Below are 19,488 nucleotides of genomic sequence, written 5' to 3'. Positions count from 1 at the left end.
GTCACATTTAGCGCAACCGCTGGAGAGAGTTGAATGCCAGCCTATAGCCCATTTGGCCACGGCACGTCTCGTGAAAGCCTACTGGCCTTCAATGGCGATTTTCATGACACGCTCACAGGCCTTTATCCGCTGGGTAACGGCCATCGCATGTACAGCCCGGTGCTGATGAGGTTTCTTCGTTCAGACAACCTAAGCCCTTTTGACCGAGGTGGTTTGAACAGCTATGTCTACTGCGAAGCAGACCCGATCAATCGGATAGACCCGAGCGGCAGAAATGCTTTGCTGTACAAGACCGCTACCAAGTTGCTAGCAGGAGGAGGGATTGTATTCGGGGCCAGAAAACACCGTGACTTCATCGGTGAAGTTTTCACTACCAGCAAGCGTGCACTCACTCGCGGGCCGATACCGCCTGAGAATTTCCCGGAGCACCGATACAACCTCTGGAGAAACGCGAGCAAGGCTGACAAACCTTTCAACAACGCGGTGAACCGGGTCAACGAAAATCTGGGATCACACGGTGATGGCGCGCTTTCAGCAAAACAAGCCGCTTACTACGCAGAAGGAACCTGGTCAGAGAACAGCAACACCACACTGCATCTTCACAGCACCGCCGGCTGGGGGATGCAACTGGCGCAGACCGGAGATCCGGGCGCTGCGACCGGCGCCTTGTTCAATGGTGCCGCCACATTGGTTTCAGGCGCGCTGGATCACATATCCTACAAATCGGGAGCGATGTTCAAGAATCCTGTCAGCGAAGTACGCCAATAAAAAAAGCCCGCCAGTGTGAGAGCGGGCCAAAGGACCTACGAAGATTCTTCTAGCGACCAACTAGCTTCCACGATAGGTCGAATAGCTGTATGGCGAGATCAGCAGCGGCACGTGGTAGTGCTCCTGTTGCTCGTCGATGCCAAAGCGCAGCACAACAACATCCAGAAACGCCTGGGCCGGCAGTTGCACACCACGGGCGCGGTAGTAATCGCCAGCGCTGAATTGAAGTTGGTAAACGCCTGAGCGGTAATCGTCACCTTGCAGCAACGGCGCGTCGACGCGGCCATCGCTGTTGGTCAGGGCGGTGTTCACCAGCTCCAGCTGCTGGCCTTCGACACGGTACAGCTCGACCTTGATCGAGCTGCCCGGGCAGCCATGCGCGGCATCTAGTACGTGTGTGGTCAAACGTCCCATTGCGTGTCGCCTCTTGTTCAATCTGTGGGCAAGAAATACTCAGCCTATGCACCCAAACAGGGCCTGCGGTAGGCGGGAATGACGCCATTAAGACATTCCATCGCAAAATTGTACACAATTTTTTGTACCCATCCGTCGTACCCGGCGTTTCCTGCCTATAAACGACCCATCGGTCGCAAATACAGGCACTGTAACGACCCCAATGTCATTAGCTGACCGATCAGGCAGGTTTCTTGCACTGTATTTCCAGGTCGCTGCGAAGCGACAAAAGGGAAGAAATGCGGAAAAACAGGCTTACAAAAGATTTCAGAAGTTGTATACAATCAGCCCATCCGGTGGTGCGACATCCCGACGCGGCCCGCCCACCCCCCGCACAAACGCACAAGAAGGAAGACTGCAGTGAGCGCTGACTACCCTCGCGACCTGATCGGTTACGGCAACAACCCTCCTCACCCGCAATGGCCGGGCAACGCTCGCATCGCGCTGTCTTTCGTCCTCAACTACGAAGAAGGCGGCGAACGCAACATCCTGCACGGTGACAAGGAGTCCGAGGCCTTCCTGTCCGAAATGGTAGCCGCCCAGCCACTGCAGGGCGCGCGTAACATGAGCATGGAATCGCTGTACGAATACGGCAGCCGTGCCGGCGTGTGGCGCCTGCTGAAGCTGTTCAAGGACAGCGGCGTCCCGCTCACCATCTTCGCAGTGGCCATGGCCGCCCAGCGCCACCCCGACGTGATCCGCGCCATGGTCGAGGCTGGCCACGAAATCTGCAGCCACGGCTACCGCTGGATCGACTACCAGAACATGGACGAGGCCCAGGAGCGCGAGCACATGCTCGAAGCCATCCGCATCCTCACCGAACTCACCGGCGAACGCCCGCTGGGCTGGTACACCGGCCGCACCGGCCCGAACACCCGCCGCCTGGTGATGGAAGAAGGTGGCTTCCTGTATGACAGCGACACCTACGACGACGACCTGCCCTACTGGGAGCCGAACACCCCTACCGGCAAGCCGCACCTGGTGATCCCCTACACCCTGGACACCAACGACATGCGCTTCACCCAGGTACAGGGTTTCAACTGCGGCGAGCAGTTCTTCCAGTACCTGAAAGACGCCTTCGATGTGCTGTACGCCGAAGGCGCCGAAGCACCGAAGATGCTGTCCATCGGCCTGCACTGCCGCCTGGTCGGCCGCCCGGCGCGCCTGGCCGCCCTGAAGCGCTTCGTCGATTACGCCAAAAGCCATGACCAGGTCTGGTTCGCCCGTCGCGTGGACATCGCCCGCCACTGGCACACCACCCACCCGTACAAGAAAGAGAACGCCTGATGACCGCCTTCAACACCCTCAAGCCATCCGCCCTGGGCCGTGACGCCTTCGTCAGCGCCTTCGCCGACATCTACGAGCATTCGCCGTGGGTGGCCGAAAAGGCCTATGACCTGGGCCAACTGGGCGAGCTGGACGAAATCGAAGCCCTGCACCAACGCATGAGCGACATCCTGCTCAGCGCCAACCACGCCGACCAGTTGGCACTGATCAACGCTCACCCGGACCTGGCCGGCAAGGCCGCCATCCAGGGCGAACTGACCGAATCGAGCACCAACGAACAGGCCGGCGCCGGCATTCACCAGTGCACCGCTGAAGAGTTCGCCCGCTTCACAGAGCTGAACGACGCCTACAAGGCCAAGTTCCAGTTCCCGTTCATCATGGCGGTGAAGGGCAGCAACCGGCACCAGATCCTCGCCGCCTTCGAGAAGCGCATCCACAACGATGCCGATGCCGAGTTCAAGGAAGCCCTGGCGCAGATCAACCTGATCGCCCTGTTCCGCCTGCTGCAGCTGTAAGCAACAGCCGAACCTTTTTCAGTACAACGAATAGATAAGAGAGACCCGCATGCGCACCCTGATGATCGAGCCCCTGACCAAAGAAGCCTTCGCCCCCTTCGGTGACGTGATCGAAACCGACGGCAGCGACCACTTCATGATCAACAACGGCTCGACCATGCGCTTTCACAAGCTCGCCACGGTCGAAACCGCCGAGCCTGAAGACAAGGCGATCATCAGCATCTTCCGCGCCGACGCGCTGGACATGCCGCTGACCGTACGCATGCTGGAACGCCATCCGCTGGGCAGCCAGGCTTTCATCCCGCTGCTCGGCAACCCCTTTCTGATCGTGGTCGCGCCCGTTGGCGATGCACCTGTATCAGGCTTGGTCCGGGCCTTCCGCAGTAATGGCAGGCAGGGCGTTAATTACCATCGCGGCGTCTGGCACCACCCGGTGCTGACGATCGAAAAGCGGGATGATTTCCTGGTGGTTGATCGCAGCGGTTCTGGCAACAACTGCGATGAGCATTACTTCACCGAGGAACAGATGCTGATCCTCAATCCCCACCAATAAGAAAAGGTCGGTCATCGTTCACGGTGATCGGCAGAGGTACATACTGTGGAAGCACACCTTCACGAATGGCTGAACCTGAGCATTCGCTGGGTTCACATGATCACCGGTGTCGCCTGGATCGGTGCATCGTTCTACTTCGTCTGGCTGGAGAACCACCTGAACCGAAGCAACCCGCGCGATGGGTTGTCGGGTGATCTCTGGGCGATTCACGGCGGTGGTATCTACCACCTGGAGAAATACAAGCTCGCACCCCCGAAAATGCCCGAGAACCTGCACTGGTTCAAATGGGAAGCCTACTTCACCTGGATGTCCGGTATCGCCCTGCTGTGCGTGGTGTTCTACTGGAACCCGACCCTGTACCTGCTGGCCCCTGGCAGCACCCTGAGCGGTGCCGAAGGCGTGGCCATCGGGATCGGCTCACTGATCGCCGGCTGGTTCATCTACGACTTCCTGTGCGACTCGCCCCTGGGCAAGAAGCCAGCGCTGCTCGGTGCTGTACTGTTCGTGCTGATCATCGCCGCGTGCTGGGGCTTCAGCCTGGTGTTCAGCGGCCGTGGTGCGTACCTGCACACCGGCGCGATCATCGGCACCATCATGGTGGGTAACGTGTTCCGCATCATCATGCCGGCCCAGCGCCAGCTGGTGGCGGCGATCGAGAACAACCAGACGCCCGACCCGGTATTGCCGGCCAAGGGCCTGCTGCGTTCGCGTCACAACAACTACTTCACCCTGCCGGTGCTGTTCATCATGATCAGCAACCACTTCCCGAGCACCTACGGTAGCCAGTACAACTGGCTGATCCTGGCCGGCATTGCAGTAGCCGCGGTTCTGATCCGCCACTACTTCAACACCCGCCACGACAGCAACAAGTACGCCTGGACCCTGCCGGTCGGCGCCCTGGCAATGATCTGCCTGGCTTACGTCACCGGCCCTAAGCCGATGGCTGTTTCGCCTGAGCAAGCCGCAGCGAAAGTCGAGTACCAGCCATTGCCGGCTACTGCCGTAGGCGGCAAGACCGCCGCCGAACTGCGTGCCGAGGAAGCGGCCAAGCCTGCCGAAGCACCGGCTGAAGCACCTGCCCAGGCGACTGCCCAGGCTGGCGGCGACAGCTTCGACAAGATCCACAACGTCATCCAGGAACGCTGCACCGTGTGCCACTCGTCCAAGCCGACCAGCCCACTGTTCAGCGCCGCCCCTGCCGGTGTGATGTTCGACACCCCGCAGCAGATCCAGGCACAGGCCGCGCGCATCCAGGCGCAAGCGGTCGCCAGCCAGATCATGCCGCTGGGCAACATCACCCAGATGACCACCGAAGAGCGCAAGCTCGTCGGTGACTGGATCGCCAAAGGTGCCCCGGTCAACTGATCGAAGCCGCAAGCTTCAAGCCTCAAGCTGTAAGTCGTAGGTAACAAGCAAGCATCGAGCGTCAGGCTCCAACGCGGATCAACAAGCTTCTACGTGAAGCTTGCCGCCTGGAGCCTGCCGCTTGGATCCGAGAATAAAAACAAAACTCGAGGTGCTGCATGTCCGAGTCACGCAAGGCGTACATCCCCATTGCGCCGCCGCGCGAGCCCTTGCCCCTGTTCCAACTGATCCTGGTTGGCCTGCAACACGTTCTGCTGATGTACGGTGGCGCCATCGCCGTGCCGCTGATCATCGGCCAGGCCGCCGGGTTGTCCCGTGAAGAAGTCGCTTTCCTGATCAACGCCGACCTGCTGGTCGCTGGCGTCGCCACCATCATCCAGTCGTTCGGTATCGGCCCGGTGGGCATCCGCATGCCGGTGATGATGGGGGCCAGCTTCGCTGCCGTCGGCAGCATGGTGGCCATGGCCGGCATGCCCGGCGTGGGCCTGCAGGGGATCTTCGGCGCGACCATCGCTGCCGGGTTCTTCGGCATGCTGATCGCGCCGTTCATGTCCAAGGTGGTGCGCTTCTTCCCGCCGCTGGTCACCGGTACGGTGATAACCTCGATTGGCCTGTCGCTGTTCCCGGTGGCGGTCAACTGGGCCGGTGGCGGCCATGAAGCAGAAACCTTCGGCTCGCCGATCTACCTGCTGGTAGCTGGCCTGGTGCTGGCGGTCATCCTGCTGATCAACCGCTTCATGCGTGGGTTCTGGGTCAACGTGTCGGTACTGGTGGGCATGGGCCTTGGCTACATCCTGGCCGGTTCCATCGGCATGGTCGACTTGTCGGGCCTGAAAGACGCACCGTGGTTGCAGGTGGTCACCCCACTGCACTTCGGCATGCCGACCTTCAGCCTGGCGCCGATCCTGTCCATGTGCCTGGTGGTGGTGATCATCTTCGTCGAGTCCACGGGCATGTTCCTGGCCCTGGGCAAGGTGACCGATCGCGAAGTCACCCCAGGGATGCTGCGGCGCGGCCTGCTGTGCGATGCCGGTGCATCGTTCATCGCCGGCTTCTTCAACACCTTCACCCACTCATCGTTCGCCCAGAACATCGGCCTGGTGCAAATGACCGGGGTGCGCTGCCGCTTTGTCACCATCGTGGCCGGTGCACTGCTGATTGTGCTCAGCCTGCTGCCGAAGGCGGCCTTCCTGATTGCCTCGATCCCGCCTGCGGTGCTGGGCGGCGCCTCCATTGCCATGTTCGGCATGGTGACCGCCACCGGGATCAAGATTCTTCAGGAAGCGGACATCGGCGACCGCCGCAACCAGCTGCTGGTGGCGGTGAGCGTCGGCTTCGGGCTGATCCCCGTGGTGCGTCCGGAGTTCTTCGCCCAGATGCCACAGTGGATGGAACCCATCACCCACAGTGGTATCGCCATGGCCACGGTCAGTGCCCTGGTGTTGAACGTACTGTTCAACATCCTCGGTGGCGCCGAACGCGCGGTGCACAACGACGCTTGTCACCAGCATTGAGCCAGACGGGGCGGCGCATGGCCGCCCCGCATTCATATAAGCAGTAAACGCAACACCGTCGGCCCGCCGGAATGGGCCGCCCGGGGCGCCTGCGCGCCAAAAAAACCGCCAACAAAAACAATAAGTCCGGGAATCACAACATGAAGCGCATCACCACGTCCCTGCTGCTGGGCAGCAGCCTGCTGGCCACCGTCCCCTCGCATGCAGGCGAATGGCTGCAATGGCATGGCGAAAGCCTGACCTACCTGTACGGCAAGGACTTCAAGGTCAACCCTGATATCCAGCAGACCATCACCTTCGAGCACGCCAACAAATGGAAGTACGGCGACACCTTCATGTTCGTCGACAAAATCTTCTACAACGGCAAAGCCGACGCCAGTAAAGGCGTGACCACCTACTACGGCGAGTTCAGCCCACGCCTGTCATTCGGCAAGATCTTTGACAAGAAGCTGGCTTTCGGCCCGATCAAGGACGTTCTGCTGGCCATGACCTACGAGCGCGGCGAAGGCGACAACGAGGCCTACCTGATCGGCCCTGGTTTCGACCTGAACATCCCCGGCTTCAACTATTTCACCCTGAATTTCTACGTGCGCAACACCGAGGGCAGCCGCCCGGGTGACAACGTCTGGCAGATCACCCCCGGCTGGTCGTACACCCTCCCCGTGGGCAGGTCCGACATTCTGATCGACGGCTACATGGACTGGGTCACCGACAACGACCAGACCCGCCGTGGCACCTACCACGCCAACCTGCACTTCAACCCGCAGGTGAAGTACGACCTGGGCAAAGCGCTGAACCTGGGCGCCAAGCAGCTGTACGTGGGCTTTGAGTACAGCTACTGGAAGGACAAGTACGGCATCGACAGCCGCGGCAACCTGGACAGCAACCAGAGTGTCGCCAGTGCGCTGATCAAAGTGCACTTCTAGAAAACTGACCAAACGCACAAGTTTGTACCACCCCGCTCCAGGACGGAGCACTTGAGACGCGGCGCGCAAGCCAGTAATCTGCGCGCCCCCTCGATCAGGGCAGAACGGATTCTGCCTGCGTTTACTGACCGCTCAGTCAATGAATACGGGCGGTTGGCCAACGTGTTGCCAGCCTGAAAGACCCTTTTCATCCGTTCAGAACGAAGTCGAGCAGGAAGGTTTTGCCAACCCAGGAAAGTTGGCCCAACCCTTGCCAAACAGCTGTGGCCTATCGAAAAAAGCTGACTCAAAAGACAAAAAGCGCCAATAACGAGCGCTGACAACAGATCAATCAAGGGAGCGACACTTTCAATGCGTACCATCAACAGCCTGATCCTCGCCGGCGGCCTGCTGGCCTGTGGCACCACCTTCGGCGGCGACCTGCTGCAATGGCAGAACAACAGCCTGACCTACCTGTGGGGCAAGAACTTCAAGGTCAACCCGGCGATCCAGCAAACCGTCACCTTCGAGCATGCCGATGGTTGGAAGTACGGCGACAACTTCATCTTCGTTGACAAGATTTTCTACCAGGGCCAGAAGGACGCCGGCAACGGCCCGAATACCTATTACGGTGAGATCAGCCCACGCCTGTCGTTCAACAAGATTTTTGACCAGAAGCTGGAGTTCGGCCCGGTCAAGGACGTGCTGCTGGCCATGACCTACGAGTTTGGCGAGGGTGACACCGAGTCGTACCTGATCGGCCCGGGCTTCGACCTGGCCATCCCGGGCTTCGACTACTTCCAGCTGAACTTCTACAACCGCACCACCGACGGCAGCCGCGCCGGCGACAATGTGTGGCAGATCACCCCGGTGTGGTCGTACACCATCCCGGTCGGCGATTCCGACGTGCTGATCGACGGCTTCATGGACTGGGTGGTGGACAACGACGAGAACCGTCGCGGCACCTACCAGGCCAACCTGCACTTCAACCCGCAGATCAAGTACGACCTGGGCAAGGCATTGCACCTGGGTGAGAAGCAGTTGTACGTGGGTGTGGAGTACGACTACTGGAAGAACAAGTACGGCATCAAGGACAGCGATGCGTTCACCACTGACCAGAACACCATGAGTTTCCTGGTCAAGGTTCACTTCTGATTTGAGTCAGGGGCCGCTCTGCGGCCCAATGCAATGTTATGTGGCAGGCCGAACCGCCCGCCACAATTTGCCGACAACCGCTACCACCGCCAGCACCACGGCACCGGCCACCACCCCGGCCACACCGTTGAGCAGCGCCCCGGTCAGCGACCCACCGCGCCCCTCGCTGAACGCCTCGATGGCGTGATGCAGGGGCGCGATGCCATGCACCAGAATGCCACCGCCCACCAGAAACATCGCCGCCGTGCCAATCACCGACAGGCTCTTCATCATGTACGGCGCCGCCCGCAGAATGCCGTTACCCACCACCTGCACAAGCCGCGAGGTCTTCCGGGTCATCCACAGCCCCAGGTCATCCAGCTTGACGATACCGCCTACCAGCCCGTAAACGCCGATGGTCATGACAATGGCAATGCCCGACAGCACGATGATCTGCTGGGTCAGCGGCGCATCGGCCACGGTGCCCAGGGTGATGGCGATGATCTCCGCCGAGAGAATGAAGTCGGTGCGCACCGCGCCCTTGATCTTGGTTTTCTCGAACGCCACCAGGTCGACATTGGCATCGGCCACCGCCTCCTTACGGGCTTCGTGCTCAGCCTCATCCTCCTCTTTGCTGTGCAAGAACTTGTGTGCCAGCTTCTCGAAACCCTCGAAGCACAGGTAAGCACCACCCACCATCAGCAGCGGCGTCACCGCCCAAGGGATGAACGCGCTGATCAACAGCGCCGCCGGCACCAGGATGGCCTTGTTCACCATCGACCCTTTGGCCACCGCCCACACCACCGGGATTTCGCGTTCGGCGCGCACACCGGTGACCTGCTGGGCATTCAGCGCCAGGTCGTCGCCCAGCACGCCTGCGGTTTTTTTCGCTGCCACTTTGGTCATCACCGAGACGTCATCGAGCACCGTGGCAATATCGTCGATCAGTACCAGTAGACTGCTTCCTGCCATGTTTGCGTGTATCCAGATGTGTATGTGCCATCGATTCTAGCCCAAAGCCGCTGCCTTGAGCCCCCGTCGAGCCCGGTGCTACCATGCCCGATCCCTCTTAGAGGTGGCCAGACACGAGGAAGATCCCTGACCATGAGCACCATTCGCGAGCGCAACAAGGAACTGATCCTGCGCGCGGCCAGCGAGGAATTCGCCGACAAGGGCTTCGCCGCCACCAAGACCAGCGATATCGCGGCCAAGGCCGGCCTGCCCAAGCCGAACGTGTATTACTACTTCAAATCCAAGGACAACCTCTACCGCGAGGTCCTGGAAAGCATCATCGCGCCAATCATGCAGGCGTCGACGCCGTTCAATGCCGACGGCGACCCGAAGGAAGTGCTGAGTTCATACATTCGATCGAAGATCCGCATTTCGCGTGACCTGCCGCACGCCTCCAAGGTGTTCGCCAGCGAGATCATGCACGGCGCCCCGCACCTGTCGCCGAACCAGGTGGAGCAATTGAACGAGCAGGCCCGGCACAACATCGAGTGCATCCAGCGCTGGATCGACCGCGGGCAGATCGCCCATGTGGATGCGCACCACCTGATGTTCAGCATCTGGGCGGCGACACAGACTTATGCGGATTTCGACTGGCAGATTTCTGCGGTGACCGGCAAGGCCAAGCTGGCCGACAGCGACTATGACGCGGCGGCCGAGACCATCATTCGCATGGTGTTGAAAGGCTGTGAGCCTGAGGCAGCCTGACAGGGCCAGTGGGTGCTTTGCAGCCCAATCGCCGGCAAGGCAGCTCCCACAGGTACACCACAGTTCTTGAACACTGTGCCGTACCTGTGGGAGCTGCCTTGCCGGCGATCAGGCCAGAACAGGCGATAGAGATTTAGGCTGCTACCCCCGCATCCGCCTTCAACCCCACCTCCTCGATCGCACTGATCGCACACTGCTCGTCGATATCCGACGTATCCCCGCTGATCCCGACAGCACCCAGCACCTTGCCAGCCTGATCACGAATCAGCACACCACCCGGTGCCGGTACCACCGGCCGCTCCCCCATCCCGTTCAACGCGGCAAAGAACGCCGGGCGCTGCTGCGCATCCAGCGCCAGTAAACGCGACCCCTTGCCCAGCGCAATCGCACCCCAGGCCTTGCCCGTGGCCACCTCAGGCCGGATCAGGCTGGCGCCATCCTCGCGCTGCAGCGCCAGCAAGTGCCCGCCGGCATCCAGTACCGCCACGGTCAGTGGCGCGGCGTTGATCTTGCGGCCCGCCGCCAGTGCGGCATTCACCAGGCTGACAGCAACGTTCAGGTTCAAAGCGTTCATGGAAAGGTCCTCTTCTTGTTGTGAGAAGCCCTGAGGGCAGTTGAAAACCGATAGAACAAATAGAACACAACGAGATGTATTTTTGTATACAATATTTTGAAACGATCGTATGCGATGACGCAAATCGCCGTTTTCACGGGCGCTCTGGCGAAAGCCAGCTTAGCCGATGAAAACCCATTGACCTGAGGCGCCCGCCGTGAATACACTCTGTCGCAACGCAAGTTGTATACAATTACAAAATCGATGAGGCACAAACCATGAGCAAAATGAGAGCAATCGATGCAGCCGTTCTGGTCATGCGCCGTGAAGGTGTAGATACCGCGTTCGGCATCCCGGGGGCTGCCATCAACCCGTTGTACTCGGCCCTGAAGAAAGTCGGTGGCATCGATCACGTCCTCGCTCGTCACGTCGAAGGTGCCTCGCACATGGCCGAGGGCTACACCCGTGCCAACCCGGGCAACATCGGCGTGTGCATCGGCACTTCCGGCCCGGCCGGCACCGACATGGTCACCGGCCTGTACAGTGCCTCGGCCGACTCCATCCCGATTCTCTGCATCACCGGCCAGGCCCCGCGTGCCCGCCTGCACAAGGAAGACTTCCAGGCGGTAGACATCACCAACATCGTCAAGCCGGTGACCAAGTGGGCGACCACCGTTCTGGAACCAGGCCAGGTGCCTTATGCCTTCCAGAAGGCCTTCTATGAAATGCGCACCGGCCGCCCAGGCCCGGTACTGATCGACCTGCCGTTCGACGTGCAGATGGCCGAAATCGAATTCGACATCGACGCCTACGAGCCGCTGGCCATCAACAAGCCGTCCGCCACCCGCGTGCAGGCCGAAAAAGCCCTGGCCCTGCTCAATGACGCCGAGCGCCCACTGCTGGTGGCCGGTGGCGGCATCATCAACGCCGACGCCAGCGACAAGCTGGTCGAATTCGCCGAGCTGACCGGCGTGCCGGTCATCCCGACCCTGATGGGCTGGGGCACCATCCCGGACGACCACGCACAAATGGTCGGCATGGTCGGCCTGCAGACTTCGCACCGCTACGGCAACGCCACCCTGCTCAAATCCGACCTGGTGTTCGGTATCGGTAACCGCTGGGCCAACCGCCACACCGGTTCGGTCGACGTTTACACCGAAGGCCGCAAGTTCGTGCACGTCGACATCGAACCCACCCAGATCGGCCGCGTGTTCACCCCGGACCTGGGTATCGTTTCCGACGCTGGCAAAGCGCTGGACGTGTTCCTGGAAGTGGCCCGCGAGTGGAAAGCCGCCGGCAAGCTGAAGTGCCGCAAGGCCTGGCTGGAAGACTGCCAGCAGCGCAAAGCCAGCCTGCAGCGCAAGACCCACTTCGACAACGTGCCGGTCAAGCCGCAGCGCGTATATGAAGAAATGAACCAGGTGTTCGGCAAGGACACCTGCTACGTCAGCACCATCGGCCTGTCGCAGATTGCCGGCGCGCAGTTCCTGCATGTGTACAAGCCACGCCACTGGATCAACTGCGGCCAGGCCGGTCCGCTGGGCTGGACCATCCCTGCCGCGCTGGGCGTGGTCAAAGCCGACCCCAAGCGCAAGGTTGTCGCGCTGTCGGGTGACTACGACTTCCAGTTCATGATCGAAGAGCTGGCAGTGGGCGCGCAGTTCAACCTGCCGTACGTGCACGTGCTGGTGAACAACGCCTACCTGGGCCTGATCCGTCAGGCGCAGCGTGGCTTCGACATGGATTACTGTGTACAACTGGCGTTCGAGAACATCAACTCCACCGACGCTGCCACCTACGGTGTCGACCACGTCGCCGTGGTCGAAGGCCTGGGCTGCAAGGCCATTCGTGTGTTCGAGCCGGCAGAAATCGCCCCGGCCCTGATGAAGGCACAGAAAATGGCCGAAGAGTTCCGCGTGCCGGTAGTGGTCGAAGTGATTCTCGAGCGTGTAACCAACATTTCCATGGGCACCGAGATCAACGCGGTCAACGAGTTCGAAGACCTGGCCCTCGTCGGCAACGACGCGCCAACCGCCATCTCGCTGCTGGACTGATCGCCTGACGCCCCCAGGCTTACCTGGGGGCCTTCAACGCAAGGAGACAACCCATGCCTCGCTTCGCTGCCAACCTGTCCATGCTGTTCACCGAACAGGACTTCCTGGCCCGCTTCAAGGCTGCCGCCGATGCTGGTTTCAGCGGTGTCGAATACCTGTTCCCGTACGACTTCAGTGCTGCCGAAATCAAGCAGCAGCTGGAGGCCAACGGCCTGACCCAGGTGCTGTTCAACCTGCCTGCTGGTGACTGGGCCAAAGGTGAGCGTGGCATCACCTGCCACCCTGATCGCATCGAAGAATTCCGTGCCGGTGTCGACAAGGCCATCGAGTACGCCAAGGTGCTGGGCAATACCCAGGTCAACGCCCTGGCCGGCATCCGCCCGCAAGGCCCGGACTGCGCCACCGTGCGCAAGACCTTCGTGGAAAACCTGCGCTACGCCGCCGACAAGCTCAAAGCCGCCGGCATTCGCCTGGTCATGGAAATGATCAACACCCGCGATATCCCGGGTTTCTACCTGAACACCACTCAACAGGCGCTGGAAATCCAGGCCGAGGTGGGCAGCGATAACCTGTTTCTGCAGTACGACATCTATCACATGCAGATCATGGAAGGTGACCTGGCGCGCACCCTGGAAGCCAACCTGCCACTGATCAACCACGTCCAGTTGGCCGACAACCCCGGCCGTCACGAGCCAGGTACCGGCGAGATCAACTATCGCTTCCTGTTCGAGCACCTGGACCGCATTGGCTACCAGGGCTGGGTGGGCGCGGAATACAAGCCCAAGACCACCACCGAAGCAGGCCTGGGCTGGCTGAAAACGCACAACGCAATCTGAACGAGCCGGGCGCACAGCGCCTGATGTGAACAAATACAAAGAGGCACATTGTCATGGCTAAAATCGGTTTCATCGGCACCGGCATCATGGGCAAGCCCATGGCCCAGAACCTGCAGAAAGCAGGTCACAGCCTGTTCGTTTCCACCCATCACGACGCCGCGCCAGCCGAGCTGATCACCGCCGGTGCAGTGGCCCTGGCCAATCCGAAGGAAGTGGCACAGGAAGCCGAATTCATCATCGTCATGGTCCCGGACACCCCGCAGGTCGAAAGCGTCCTGTTCGGTGAAAACGGCGTGGCCGAAGGTGTGGGCCCGAACAAGGTGGTGATCGACATGAGCTCGATCTCCCCTACCGCCACCAAAGCCTTCGCCGAAAAAATCAAGGCTACCGGCGCCGCCTACCTGGACGCTCCGGTATCCGGCGGTGAAGTCGGTGCCAAAGCCGCGACCCTGAGCATCATGGTCGGTGGCTGCACGAAAGCCTTCGAGCGTGCTCTGCCGCTGTTCGAAGCCATGGGCAAGAACATCACCCGCGTAGGTGGCAACGGCGACGGCCAGACTGCCAAGGTGGCCAACCAGATCATCGTTGCCCTGAACATCCAGGCTGTTGCCGAAGCCCTGCTGTTCGCTGCCAAGAACGGCGCCGACCCGGCCAAGGTGCGTGAAGCCCTGATGGGCGGCTTCGCTTCATCGAAAATTCTTGAAGTGCATGCCGAGCGCATGATCAAAGGCACCTTCGACCCGGGCTTCCGCATCAACCTGCACCAGAAAGACCTGAACCTGGCCCTGCAAGGTGCCAAGGAGCTGGGCATCAACCTGCCCAACACCTCCAATGCCCAGCAAGTGTTCAACACCTGCCAGGCGCTGGGCGGCGGCAACTGGGACCACTCGGCGCTGATCAAAGGCCTGGAGCACATGGCCAACTTCTCGATCCGCGACGACCAATAAAACCTACCGGCCTCATCGCGAGCTGCGCTCGCTCCTACAGGATCAGCGTAAGGCCCGTAGGAGCGAGCAAAGCGCGCGATTGAAGCACACGCTGACTGACCTGCGACCACGGGTCAGCCAGTGACACCGAGCAACACCCGCCCCTGGTTCGGCCTGCACGGAGGCAGTTCCAGGGGCGTTTTTGATTCTGCAGAACAACAATAATCTGGGAGCCTGCCATGTCGGTCGATCCGCAAAAAATTCTCCGCGAGCTGTTCGACACAGCCATCGCTGCCGCCCACCCCCGTCAAGTCCTCGAACCCTACCTGCCCGCCGACCGTAGCGGCCGGGTGATTGTCATTGGCGCCGGCAAGGCCGCAGCCGCCATGGCCGAAGTGGTCGAGAAAAGCTGGCAGGGCGAAGTCTCTGGCCTGGTCGTTACCCGCTACGGCCACGGCGCCAATTGCCAAAAAATCGAAGTGGTCGAAGCCGCACACCCGGTCCCCGACGCCGCCGGCCTGGCCGTGGCCAAGCGCGTGCTGGACCTGGTCAGCAACCTCAACGAAGACGACCGCGTCATCTTCCTGCTGTCTGGCGGGGGCTCCGCCCTGCTGGCGCTGCCGGCCGAGGGCCTGACCCTGGCCGACAAGCAGCAGATCAACAAGGCACTGCTCAAATCCGGCGCCACCATCGGCGAGATGAATTGCGTGCGCAAGCACCTCTCGGCGATCAAAGGCGGCCGCCTGGCCAAGGCCTGCTGGCCTGCCACCGTTTACACCTATGCGATTTCCGATGTACCGGGCGACCTGGCAACCGTCATCGCCTCCGGCCCCACCGTGGCCGACCCGAGCACCTCGGCCGATGCCCTGGCCATCCTCAAGCGCTACAACATCGAAGCGCCGCAAGCGGTCATCGACTGGCTGAACAACCCAGCCTCGGAAACCGTCAAAGCCGACGACCCGGCCCTGGCCCGCAGCCACTTCCAGTTGATCGCCAAGCCCCAGCAGTCGCTTGAAGCCGCCGCGGTCAAAGCCCGCCAGGCCGGGTTCAGCCCGCTGATTCTCGGCGACCTGGAAGGCGAGTCGCGCGAAGTGGCCAAGGTCCATGCCGGCATCGCCCGGCAAATCGTCCTGCACGGCCAGCCGCTCAAGGCGCCCTGCGTGATCCTGTCCGGCGGTGAAACCACCGTGACCGTGCGCGGCAATGGCCGTGGCGGGCGCAACGCCGAGTTCCTGCTCAGCCTTACCGAAAGCCTGAAAGGCCTGCCGGGTGTGTACGCCCTGGCCGGTGATACCGACGGCATCGATGGCTCGGAAGAAAACGCCGGTGCCTTCATGACCCCAGGCAGTTACGCCCGCGCCGAGGCCCTGGGCCTGTCGGCCAGCGATGAACTGGACAACAACAACGGCTACGGCTATTTCGCCGCCCTGGATGCGCTGATCGTCACCGAACCAACCCGTACCAACGTCAACGATTTCCGCGCCATCCTGATCCTTGAGACTGCCCAATCATGACGCCTGATAAAAAAGTAAAGATCCTCGCCACCCTCGGCCCTGCGATCAAAGGCAAAGACGACATCCGCCAGCTGGTCGAGGCCGGTGTGAACATCTTCCGCCTCAACTTCAGCCACGGCGAACACGCTGATCACGCCTTGCGCTACCAGTGGATCCGCGAAGTCGAGCAGCAGCTCAACTACCCGCTGGGCATCCTCATGGACCTGCAAGGGCCCAAGCTGCGTGTTGGCCGCCTGGCCGAAGGCAAGGTGCAGCTGCAGCGTGGTCAGTCATTGCGCCTGGACCTGGACACGACGCCAGGCAACAGCGAGCGGGTCAACCTGCCCCATCCGGAAATCATCGCCGCGCTGGAGCCGGGCATGGACCTGCTGGTGGACGACGGCCGCCTGCGCCTGCGGGTGACCGCCAAGCACGCCGACGCCATCGACACGACCGTGCTGAACGGCGGTGAGCTGTCCGACCGCAAGGGCGTGAACGTGCCGCAAGCGGTACTCGACCTCTCCCCGCTCACCGAAAAAGACCGCCGCGACCTGGCCTTTGGCCTGGAACTGGGCGTGGACTGGGTGGCCCTGTCGTTCGTGCAGCGCCCGGAAGACATCGTCGAAGCGCGCCAGCTGATTGGCGACCGCGCCTACCTGATGGCCAAGATCGAAAAACCATCGGCCGTCGAACAGCTGCAAGCCATCGCCGAACTGGCAGACGCCATCATGGTGGCCCGTGGTGACCTGGGCGTAGAAGTGCCGGCCGAAAGCGTGCCGCAGATCCAGAAACGCATCATCGGCACCTGCCGCCAACTGGGCAAGCCAGTAGTAGTGGCCACGCAAATGCTCGAATCCATGCGCTTCTCGCCGGCACCGACCCGCGCCGAAGTCACCGACGTGGCCAATGCCGTGGCCGAAGGTGCTGATGCGGTGATGCTGTCGGCCGAGACCGCCTCGGGTGACTACCCGCTGGAAGCCGTGCAGATGATGAGCAAGATCATCCGCCAGGTGGAGAACGGCCCGGACTACCAGGCCCAGCTCGACGTTGGCAGGCCAAAAGCCGAAGCCACGGTATCGGACGCCATCAGCTGCGCCATCCGCCGTATCAGCGGCATCCTGCCGGTGGCAGTGCTGGTCAACTACAGCGAGTCGGGCGCCTCCACCCTGCGTGCTGCACGCGAGCGGCCACGGGCACCGATCCTCAACCTGACACCGAACCTGAACACCGCTCGCCGCCTGAGCGTGGCGTGGGGCGTGCATTCGGTGGTCAACGACCGCCTGCGCCAGGTGGACGAGGTTGTGTCGACTGCGCTGGAGATTGCCCAGGCGCAAGGCATGGCCAGCCGTGGCGACACGTTGTTGATCACGGCCGGTGTGCCTTTTGGCAAGCCGGGCTCGACTAACACGCTGCGGATCGAGACCTTGATCTAAGCCACTGCACATCTCCTGTGGGAGCGGGCGTGCCCGCGAAGAGGCCAGCAGGGGCAACAATGTTGCCTGTACTGACGCATTCGCGGGCACGCCCGCTCCAACAGGGTCGGTGGTGCTTTACAGAACAGCGGAAAACCCGAGGCCCAAAGAGGCCCACCGCTTCCCTTCAACCTCACTGACTGCCCCATGTACACCAAAAATTTCGTCAACCCGTGCCCCGACTGGGCCACGGCGTTACTCAACGGCTTCAGCCAGGTGCTGCTGCTGCGCAACCCCCTGTGCGGCCTGTGCTGCCTGCTGGCCATCCTGCTGACCGCCCCCGACCTGGTCGGCGGTGCCCTGCTCGGTGCCCTGGCCGGCCTGCTCACCGCCCAGGCCCGTGGTTACGACCGCGCCGACCGCCAGGCCGGGCTGTACTGCTACAACGGTGTGCTGATTGGCCTGCTGATCAGCGCCGTGCTGCCGTGGTCGGTCATGCTGCCACCGCTGATCATTGCTGCAGGCGGCCTGTCCAGCATCATCACCCACCAGTGGCGCAAACGCGGCGGCAAGCTGCTGATCGCCTACACGGCTCCGTTCGTGTTGCTGGGCTGGGGCACGCTGCTGTTCGCCAGCCCTTCGCCCAGCGGCTTCGTCGAGGCCGATCCGCTGTATGCCCTGGCGCGAGGTGTGGGCCAGATTTTCCTGCTCGACCAACCTTTGGCCGGATTGCTGATCATGGTCGGCATGTTCATCGCCAACCCTTATGCCGCGATGTGGGCCGTGATCGGCTCGGCCATCGGCGGCGGCGTGGCACTGCTCGCTGACCAGGTGCAAGCCACCTGGCTGGGCCTGTATGGCTTCAATGCCGCGCTGGCGGCGCTCGCCTTTAGCAGGCAAGGTGAAAAGCCGTGGGTGACATTGCTGGCAATTGCCTTGGCCCTGCTGCTGCAACCGGTGTTCACGCTGCTGCCTGTGGCAGGTCTGACCGCGCCCTTTGTCGCCGCCTGCTGGCTGATGCACGCGGGCAAGCATCTGACCCAGCCCAGACAGCGCAATGCCAGCCGCTTGCACAGCTGAAACGCAACCCCTAGGCTCAGCTCATCGCTTTTGTGGACCGAGCCAATGAATAACCCTGCGAGCCTGCGTGAACGGCTCTTCGTTATCGTCTTCCAGACCGACACCGTGGCTGGAAGACGCTTCGACAAGATCCTCCTGCTGATCATCCTCGCCAGCCTGGTCACGGTGATCCTCGACAGCATCGACGAAATACACCAAGGCTACGCCGGCCTGCTCGCTGCCATCGAATGGGGCTTTACCGCGATCTTCCTGGCCGAGTACCTCACCCGCCTGTACTGCTCACCCAAGCCCCTGCGCTATGCCTTCAGTTTCTATGGTCTTGTCGACTTGCTGGCAATCGTGCCGGGGATCATCGCGCTGTACTACAGCGACGCCCAGTACCTGCTGATCATCCGGGTGATCCGGATGCTGCGGATCTTCCGCGTGCTCAAGCTCAGCCCGTACCTCAAGCAGGCCCATTACCTGATGGAGGCACTGCGCGGCAGCAAGCAGAAGATCATCGTGTTTCTGGTCACGGTCTCGACCTTGGTAACCGTGTTCGGCACCTTGATGTATGTGATCGAAGGGCCGGAGCATGGCTTTACCAGCATCCCCAAGGGTATCTACTGGGCCATCGTCACGCTCACTACCGTGGGGTTTGGCGATATCGTGCCGAAGACGCCCCTGGGCCAGGTGCTGTCGTCGCTGGTGATGATTACTGGTTACTCGATTATTGCCGTGCCGACCGGGATCTTTACCGCCGAGCTGGCCAATGCCATGCGCGGGGAGCAGTTGCAGCATGATTGCCCGACTTGCCGCAAGAAGACCCATGAGCATGGCGCGGCATTCTGTTCCCGGTGTGGGAATGTGCTGTTCCCGAAAACCGAATAAGCAAAGAGCCATTTCGTCTTTAAAGCCCCAGGAACCAAACGCTATAGTCGCGGG

General features: G+C 61.5%; 19 protein-coding genes. 16 read left to right on the top strand and 3 right to left on the bottom strand.

Features of this window, described 5'->3' with window-relative positions; genetic code table 11:
* The first annotated feature begins 33 nt into the window (after positions 1-33).
* A complete protein-coding gene (locus FHW75_RS15265) occupies positions 34-768 on the top strand; it encodes an RHS repeat-associated core domain-containing protein (RefSeq protein WP_183674027.1) in 735 nt (244 codons plus the stop codon).
* A 60-nt stretch (positions 769-828) separates the two neighbouring features.
* Here FHW75_RS15265 and uraH read toward each other — a convergent pair whose 3' ends face one another.
* Entirely contained in the window at positions 829-1,182 is a 354-nt protein-coding gene (gene uraH / locus FHW75_RS15260; protein ID WP_016711727.1) for a hydroxyisourate hydrolase, read from the bottom strand.
* Positions 1,183-1,581: 399 nt separating this feature from the next.
* Between uraH and puuE the strand changes: the two genes are divergently transcribed.
* The 7 genes from puuE (at position 1,582) to FHW75_RS15225 (ending at position 8,515) form a co-directional block, all read left to right on the top strand.
* Positions 1,582-2,508 carry an allantoinase PuuE gene (puuE, locus tag FHW75_RS15255; protein WP_016711728.1) on the top strand — a complete coding sequence of 309 codons (927 nt, stop codon included), beginning with the start codon at positions 1,582-1,584 and terminating at the stop codon, positions 2,506-2,508.
* On the top strand, positions 2,508-3,023 hold the full coding sequence (gene uraD / locus FHW75_RS15250) for a 2-oxo-4-hydroxy-4-carboxy-5-ureidoimidazoline decarboxylase (RefSeq protein WP_019099539.1): 516 nt from the start codon (positions 2,508-2,510) through the stop codon (positions 3,021-3,023). The genes puuE and uraD overlap by 1 nt, the downstream gene beginning before the upstream one ends.
* Positions 3,024-3,072: 49 nt before the next feature.
* On the top strand, positions 3,073-3,576 hold the full coding sequence (locus FHW75_RS15245) for an ureidoglycolate lyase (RefSeq protein WP_012315446.1): 504 nt from the start codon (positions 3,073-3,075) through the stop codon (positions 3,574-3,576).
* A gap of 45 nt (positions 3,577-3,621) precedes the next feature.
* Positions 3,622-4,941, top strand: a complete 1,320-nt coding sequence (locus FHW75_RS15240) for a urate hydroxylase PuuD (protein ID WP_019099538.1) — start codon at positions 3,622-3,624, stop codon at positions 4,939-4,941.
* A gap of 158 nt (positions 4,942-5,099) precedes the next feature.
* The gene (locus FHW75_RS15235) at positions 5,100-6,455 is read left to right on the top strand and encodes a nucleobase:cation symporter-2 family protein (RefSeq protein ID WP_016711731.1); all 1,356 of its coding nucleotides are present in this window, start codon (positions 5,100-5,102) and stop codon (positions 6,453-6,455) included.
* A 140-nt stretch (positions 6,456-6,595) separates the two neighbouring features.
* Positions 6,596-7,381, top strand: coding sequence for an outer membrane protein OmpK (locus FHW75_RS15230; protein WP_026020506.1), 786 nt, complete (start codon positions 6,596-6,598; stop codon positions 7,379-7,381).
* Positions 7,382-7,732: 351 nt separating this feature from the next.
* Positions 7,733-8,515, top strand: a complete 783-nt coding sequence (locus FHW75_RS15225) for an outer membrane protein OmpK (RefSeq protein ID WP_016711733.1) — start codon at positions 7,733-7,735, stop codon at positions 8,513-8,515.
* Between the two features lie 36 nt (positions 8,516-8,551).
* Here the strand turns inward: FHW75_RS15225 and FHW75_RS15220 are convergent, their stop codons facing one another.
* Entirely contained in the window at positions 8,552-9,466 is a 915-nt protein-coding gene (locus tag FHW75_RS15220) for a DUF808 domain-containing protein (RefSeq protein WP_019099537.1), read from the bottom strand.
* A 132-nt stretch (positions 9,467-9,598) separates the two neighbouring features.
* Here FHW75_RS15220 and FHW75_RS15215 point away from each other — a divergent pair, with 132 nt between their 5' ends.
* Positions 9,599-10,210 (top strand): TetR/AcrR family transcriptional regulator, encoded by a 612-nt coding sequence (locus FHW75_RS15215; RefSeq protein ID WP_019099536.1) that lies wholly within the window; start codon positions 9,599-9,601, stop codon positions 10,208-10,210.
* A gap of 133 nt (positions 10,211-10,343) precedes the next feature.
* Here FHW75_RS15215 and FHW75_RS15210 read toward each other — a convergent pair whose 3' ends face one another.
* Positions 10,344-10,784 carry a heme-binding protein gene (locus tag FHW75_RS15210; protein ID WP_025754770.1) on the bottom strand — a complete coding sequence of 147 codons (441 nt, stop codon included), beginning with the start codon at positions 10,782-10,784 and terminating at the stop codon, positions 10,344-10,346.
* 257 nt (positions 10,785-11,041) lie between these two features.
* Between FHW75_RS15210 and gcl the strand changes: the two genes are divergently transcribed.
* From gcl to FHW75_RS15175, 7 genes are all read left to right on the top strand, one after another.
* Positions 11,042-12,817, top strand: a complete 1,776-nt coding sequence (gene gcl, locus FHW75_RS15205) for a glyoxylate carboligase (RefSeq protein ID WP_183674025.1) — start codon at positions 11,042-11,044, stop codon at positions 12,815-12,817.
* 53 nt (positions 12,818-12,870) lie between these two features.
* A complete protein-coding gene (gene hyi, locus FHW75_RS15200) occupies positions 12,871-13,653 on the top strand; it encodes a hydroxypyruvate isomerase (protein ID WP_016711738.1) in 783 nt (260 codons plus the stop codon).
* A gap of 53 nt (positions 13,654-13,706) precedes the next feature.
* Positions 13,707-14,600 carry a 2-hydroxy-3-oxopropionate reductase gene (locus tag FHW75_RS15195; RefSeq protein ID WP_183674023.1) on the top strand — a complete coding sequence of 298 codons (894 nt, stop codon included), beginning with the start codon at positions 13,707-13,709 and terminating at the stop codon, positions 14,598-14,600.
* Between the two features lie 218 nt (positions 14,601-14,818).
* Positions 14,819-16,093 (top strand): glycerate kinase, encoded by a 1,275-nt coding sequence (locus FHW75_RS15190; protein WP_025754769.1) that lies wholly within the window; start codon positions 14,819-14,821, stop codon positions 16,091-16,093.
* Complete coding sequence (pyk, locus tag FHW75_RS15185) at positions 16,090-17,505, top strand: pyruvate kinase (RefSeq protein ID WP_016711741.1); 1,416 nt, start codon at positions 16,090-16,092, stop codon at positions 17,503-17,505. Before FHW75_RS15190 ends, pyk begins: the two co-directional genes overlap by 4 nt.
* 186 nt (positions 17,506-17,691) lie before the next feature.
* On the top strand, positions 17,692-18,564 hold the full coding sequence (locus FHW75_RS15180; RefSeq protein WP_183674021.1) for an urea transporter: 873 nt from the start codon (positions 17,692-17,694) through the stop codon (positions 18,562-18,564).
* A 45-nt stretch (positions 18,565-18,609) separates the two neighbouring features.
* Positions 18,610-19,434, top strand: a complete 825-nt coding sequence (locus tag FHW75_RS15175) for an ion transporter (RefSeq protein ID WP_016711743.1) — start codon at positions 18,610-18,612, stop codon at positions 19,432-19,434.
* Positions 19,435-19,488: the final 54 nt, after the last annotated feature.

Source organism: Pseudomonas sp. OG7, assembly GCF_014192825.1.
Taxonomy (GTDB): domain Bacteria; phylum Pseudomonadota; class Gammaproteobacteria; order Pseudomonadales; family Pseudomonadaceae; genus Aquipseudomonas; species Aquipseudomonas monteilii.
Note: the sequence above shows the minus strand (reverse complement) of the source record. Positions and strands in the feature narration are given on the sequence as shown.

Excerpts from the sequence above, each read along its gene's own strand:
- FHW75_RS15265 (WP_183674027.1), top strand. The coding sequence starts at position 34 with ATGCCAGCCTATAGCCCATTTGGCCACGGCACGTCTCGTGAAAGCCTA.
- uraH (WP_016711727.1), bottom strand. The coding sequence starts at position 1,182 with ATGGGACGTTTGACCACACACGTACTAGATGCCGCGCATGGCTGCCCG.
- uraD (WP_019099539.1), top strand. The coding sequence starts at position 2,508 with ATGACCGCCTTCAACACCCTCAAGCCATCCGCCCTGGGCCGTGACGCC.
- FHW75_RS15245 (WP_012315446.1), top strand. The coding sequence starts at position 3,073 with ATGCGCACCCTGATGATCGAGCCCCTGACCAAAGAAGCCTTCGCCCCC.
- FHW75_RS15235 (WP_016711731.1), top strand. The coding sequence starts at position 5,100 with ATGTCCGAGTCACGCAAGGCGTACATCCCCATTGCGCCGCCGCGCGAG.
- FHW75_RS15230 (WP_026020506.1), top strand. The coding sequence starts at position 6,596 with ATGAAGCGCATCACCACGTCCCTGCTGCTGGGCAGCAGCCTGCTGGCC.
- FHW75_RS15225 (WP_016711733.1), top strand. The coding sequence starts at position 7,733 with ATGCGTACCATCAACAGCCTGATCCTCGCCGGCGGCCTGCTGGCCTGT.
- FHW75_RS15220 (WP_019099537.1), bottom strand. The coding sequence starts at position 9,466 with ATGGCAGGAAGCAGTCTACTGGTACTGATCGACGATATTGCCACGGTG.
- FHW75_RS15215 (WP_019099536.1), top strand. The coding sequence starts at position 9,599 with ATGAGCACCATTCGCGAGCGCAACAAGGAACTGATCCTGCGCGCGGCC.
- FHW75_RS15210 (WP_025754770.1), bottom strand. The coding sequence starts at position 10,784 with ATGAACGCTTTGAACCTGAACGTTGCTGTCAGCCTGGTGAATGCCGCA.
- gcl (WP_183674025.1), top strand. The coding sequence starts at position 11,042 with ATGAGCAAAATGAGAGCAATCGATGCAGCCGTTCTGGTCATGCGCCGT.
- hyi (WP_016711738.1), top strand. The coding sequence starts at position 12,871 with ATGCCTCGCTTCGCTGCCAACCTGTCCATGCTGTTCACCGAACAGGAC.
- FHW75_RS15195 (WP_183674023.1), top strand. The coding sequence starts at position 13,707 with ATGGCTAAAATCGGTTTCATCGGCACCGGCATCATGGGCAAGCCCATG.
- FHW75_RS15190 (WP_025754769.1), top strand. The coding sequence starts at position 14,819 with ATGTCGGTCGATCCGCAAAAAATTCTCCGCGAGCTGTTCGACACAGCC.
- pyk (WP_016711741.1), top strand. The coding sequence starts at position 16,090 with ATGACGCCTGATAAAAAAGTAAAGATCCTCGCCACCCTCGGCCCTGCG.
- FHW75_RS15180 (WP_183674021.1), top strand. The coding sequence starts at position 17,692 with ATGTACACCAAAAATTTCGTCAACCCGTGCCCCGACTGGGCCACGGCG.
- FHW75_RS15175 (WP_016711743.1), top strand. The coding sequence starts at position 18,610 with ATGAATAACCCTGCGAGCCTGCGTGAACGGCTCTTCGTTATCGTCTTC.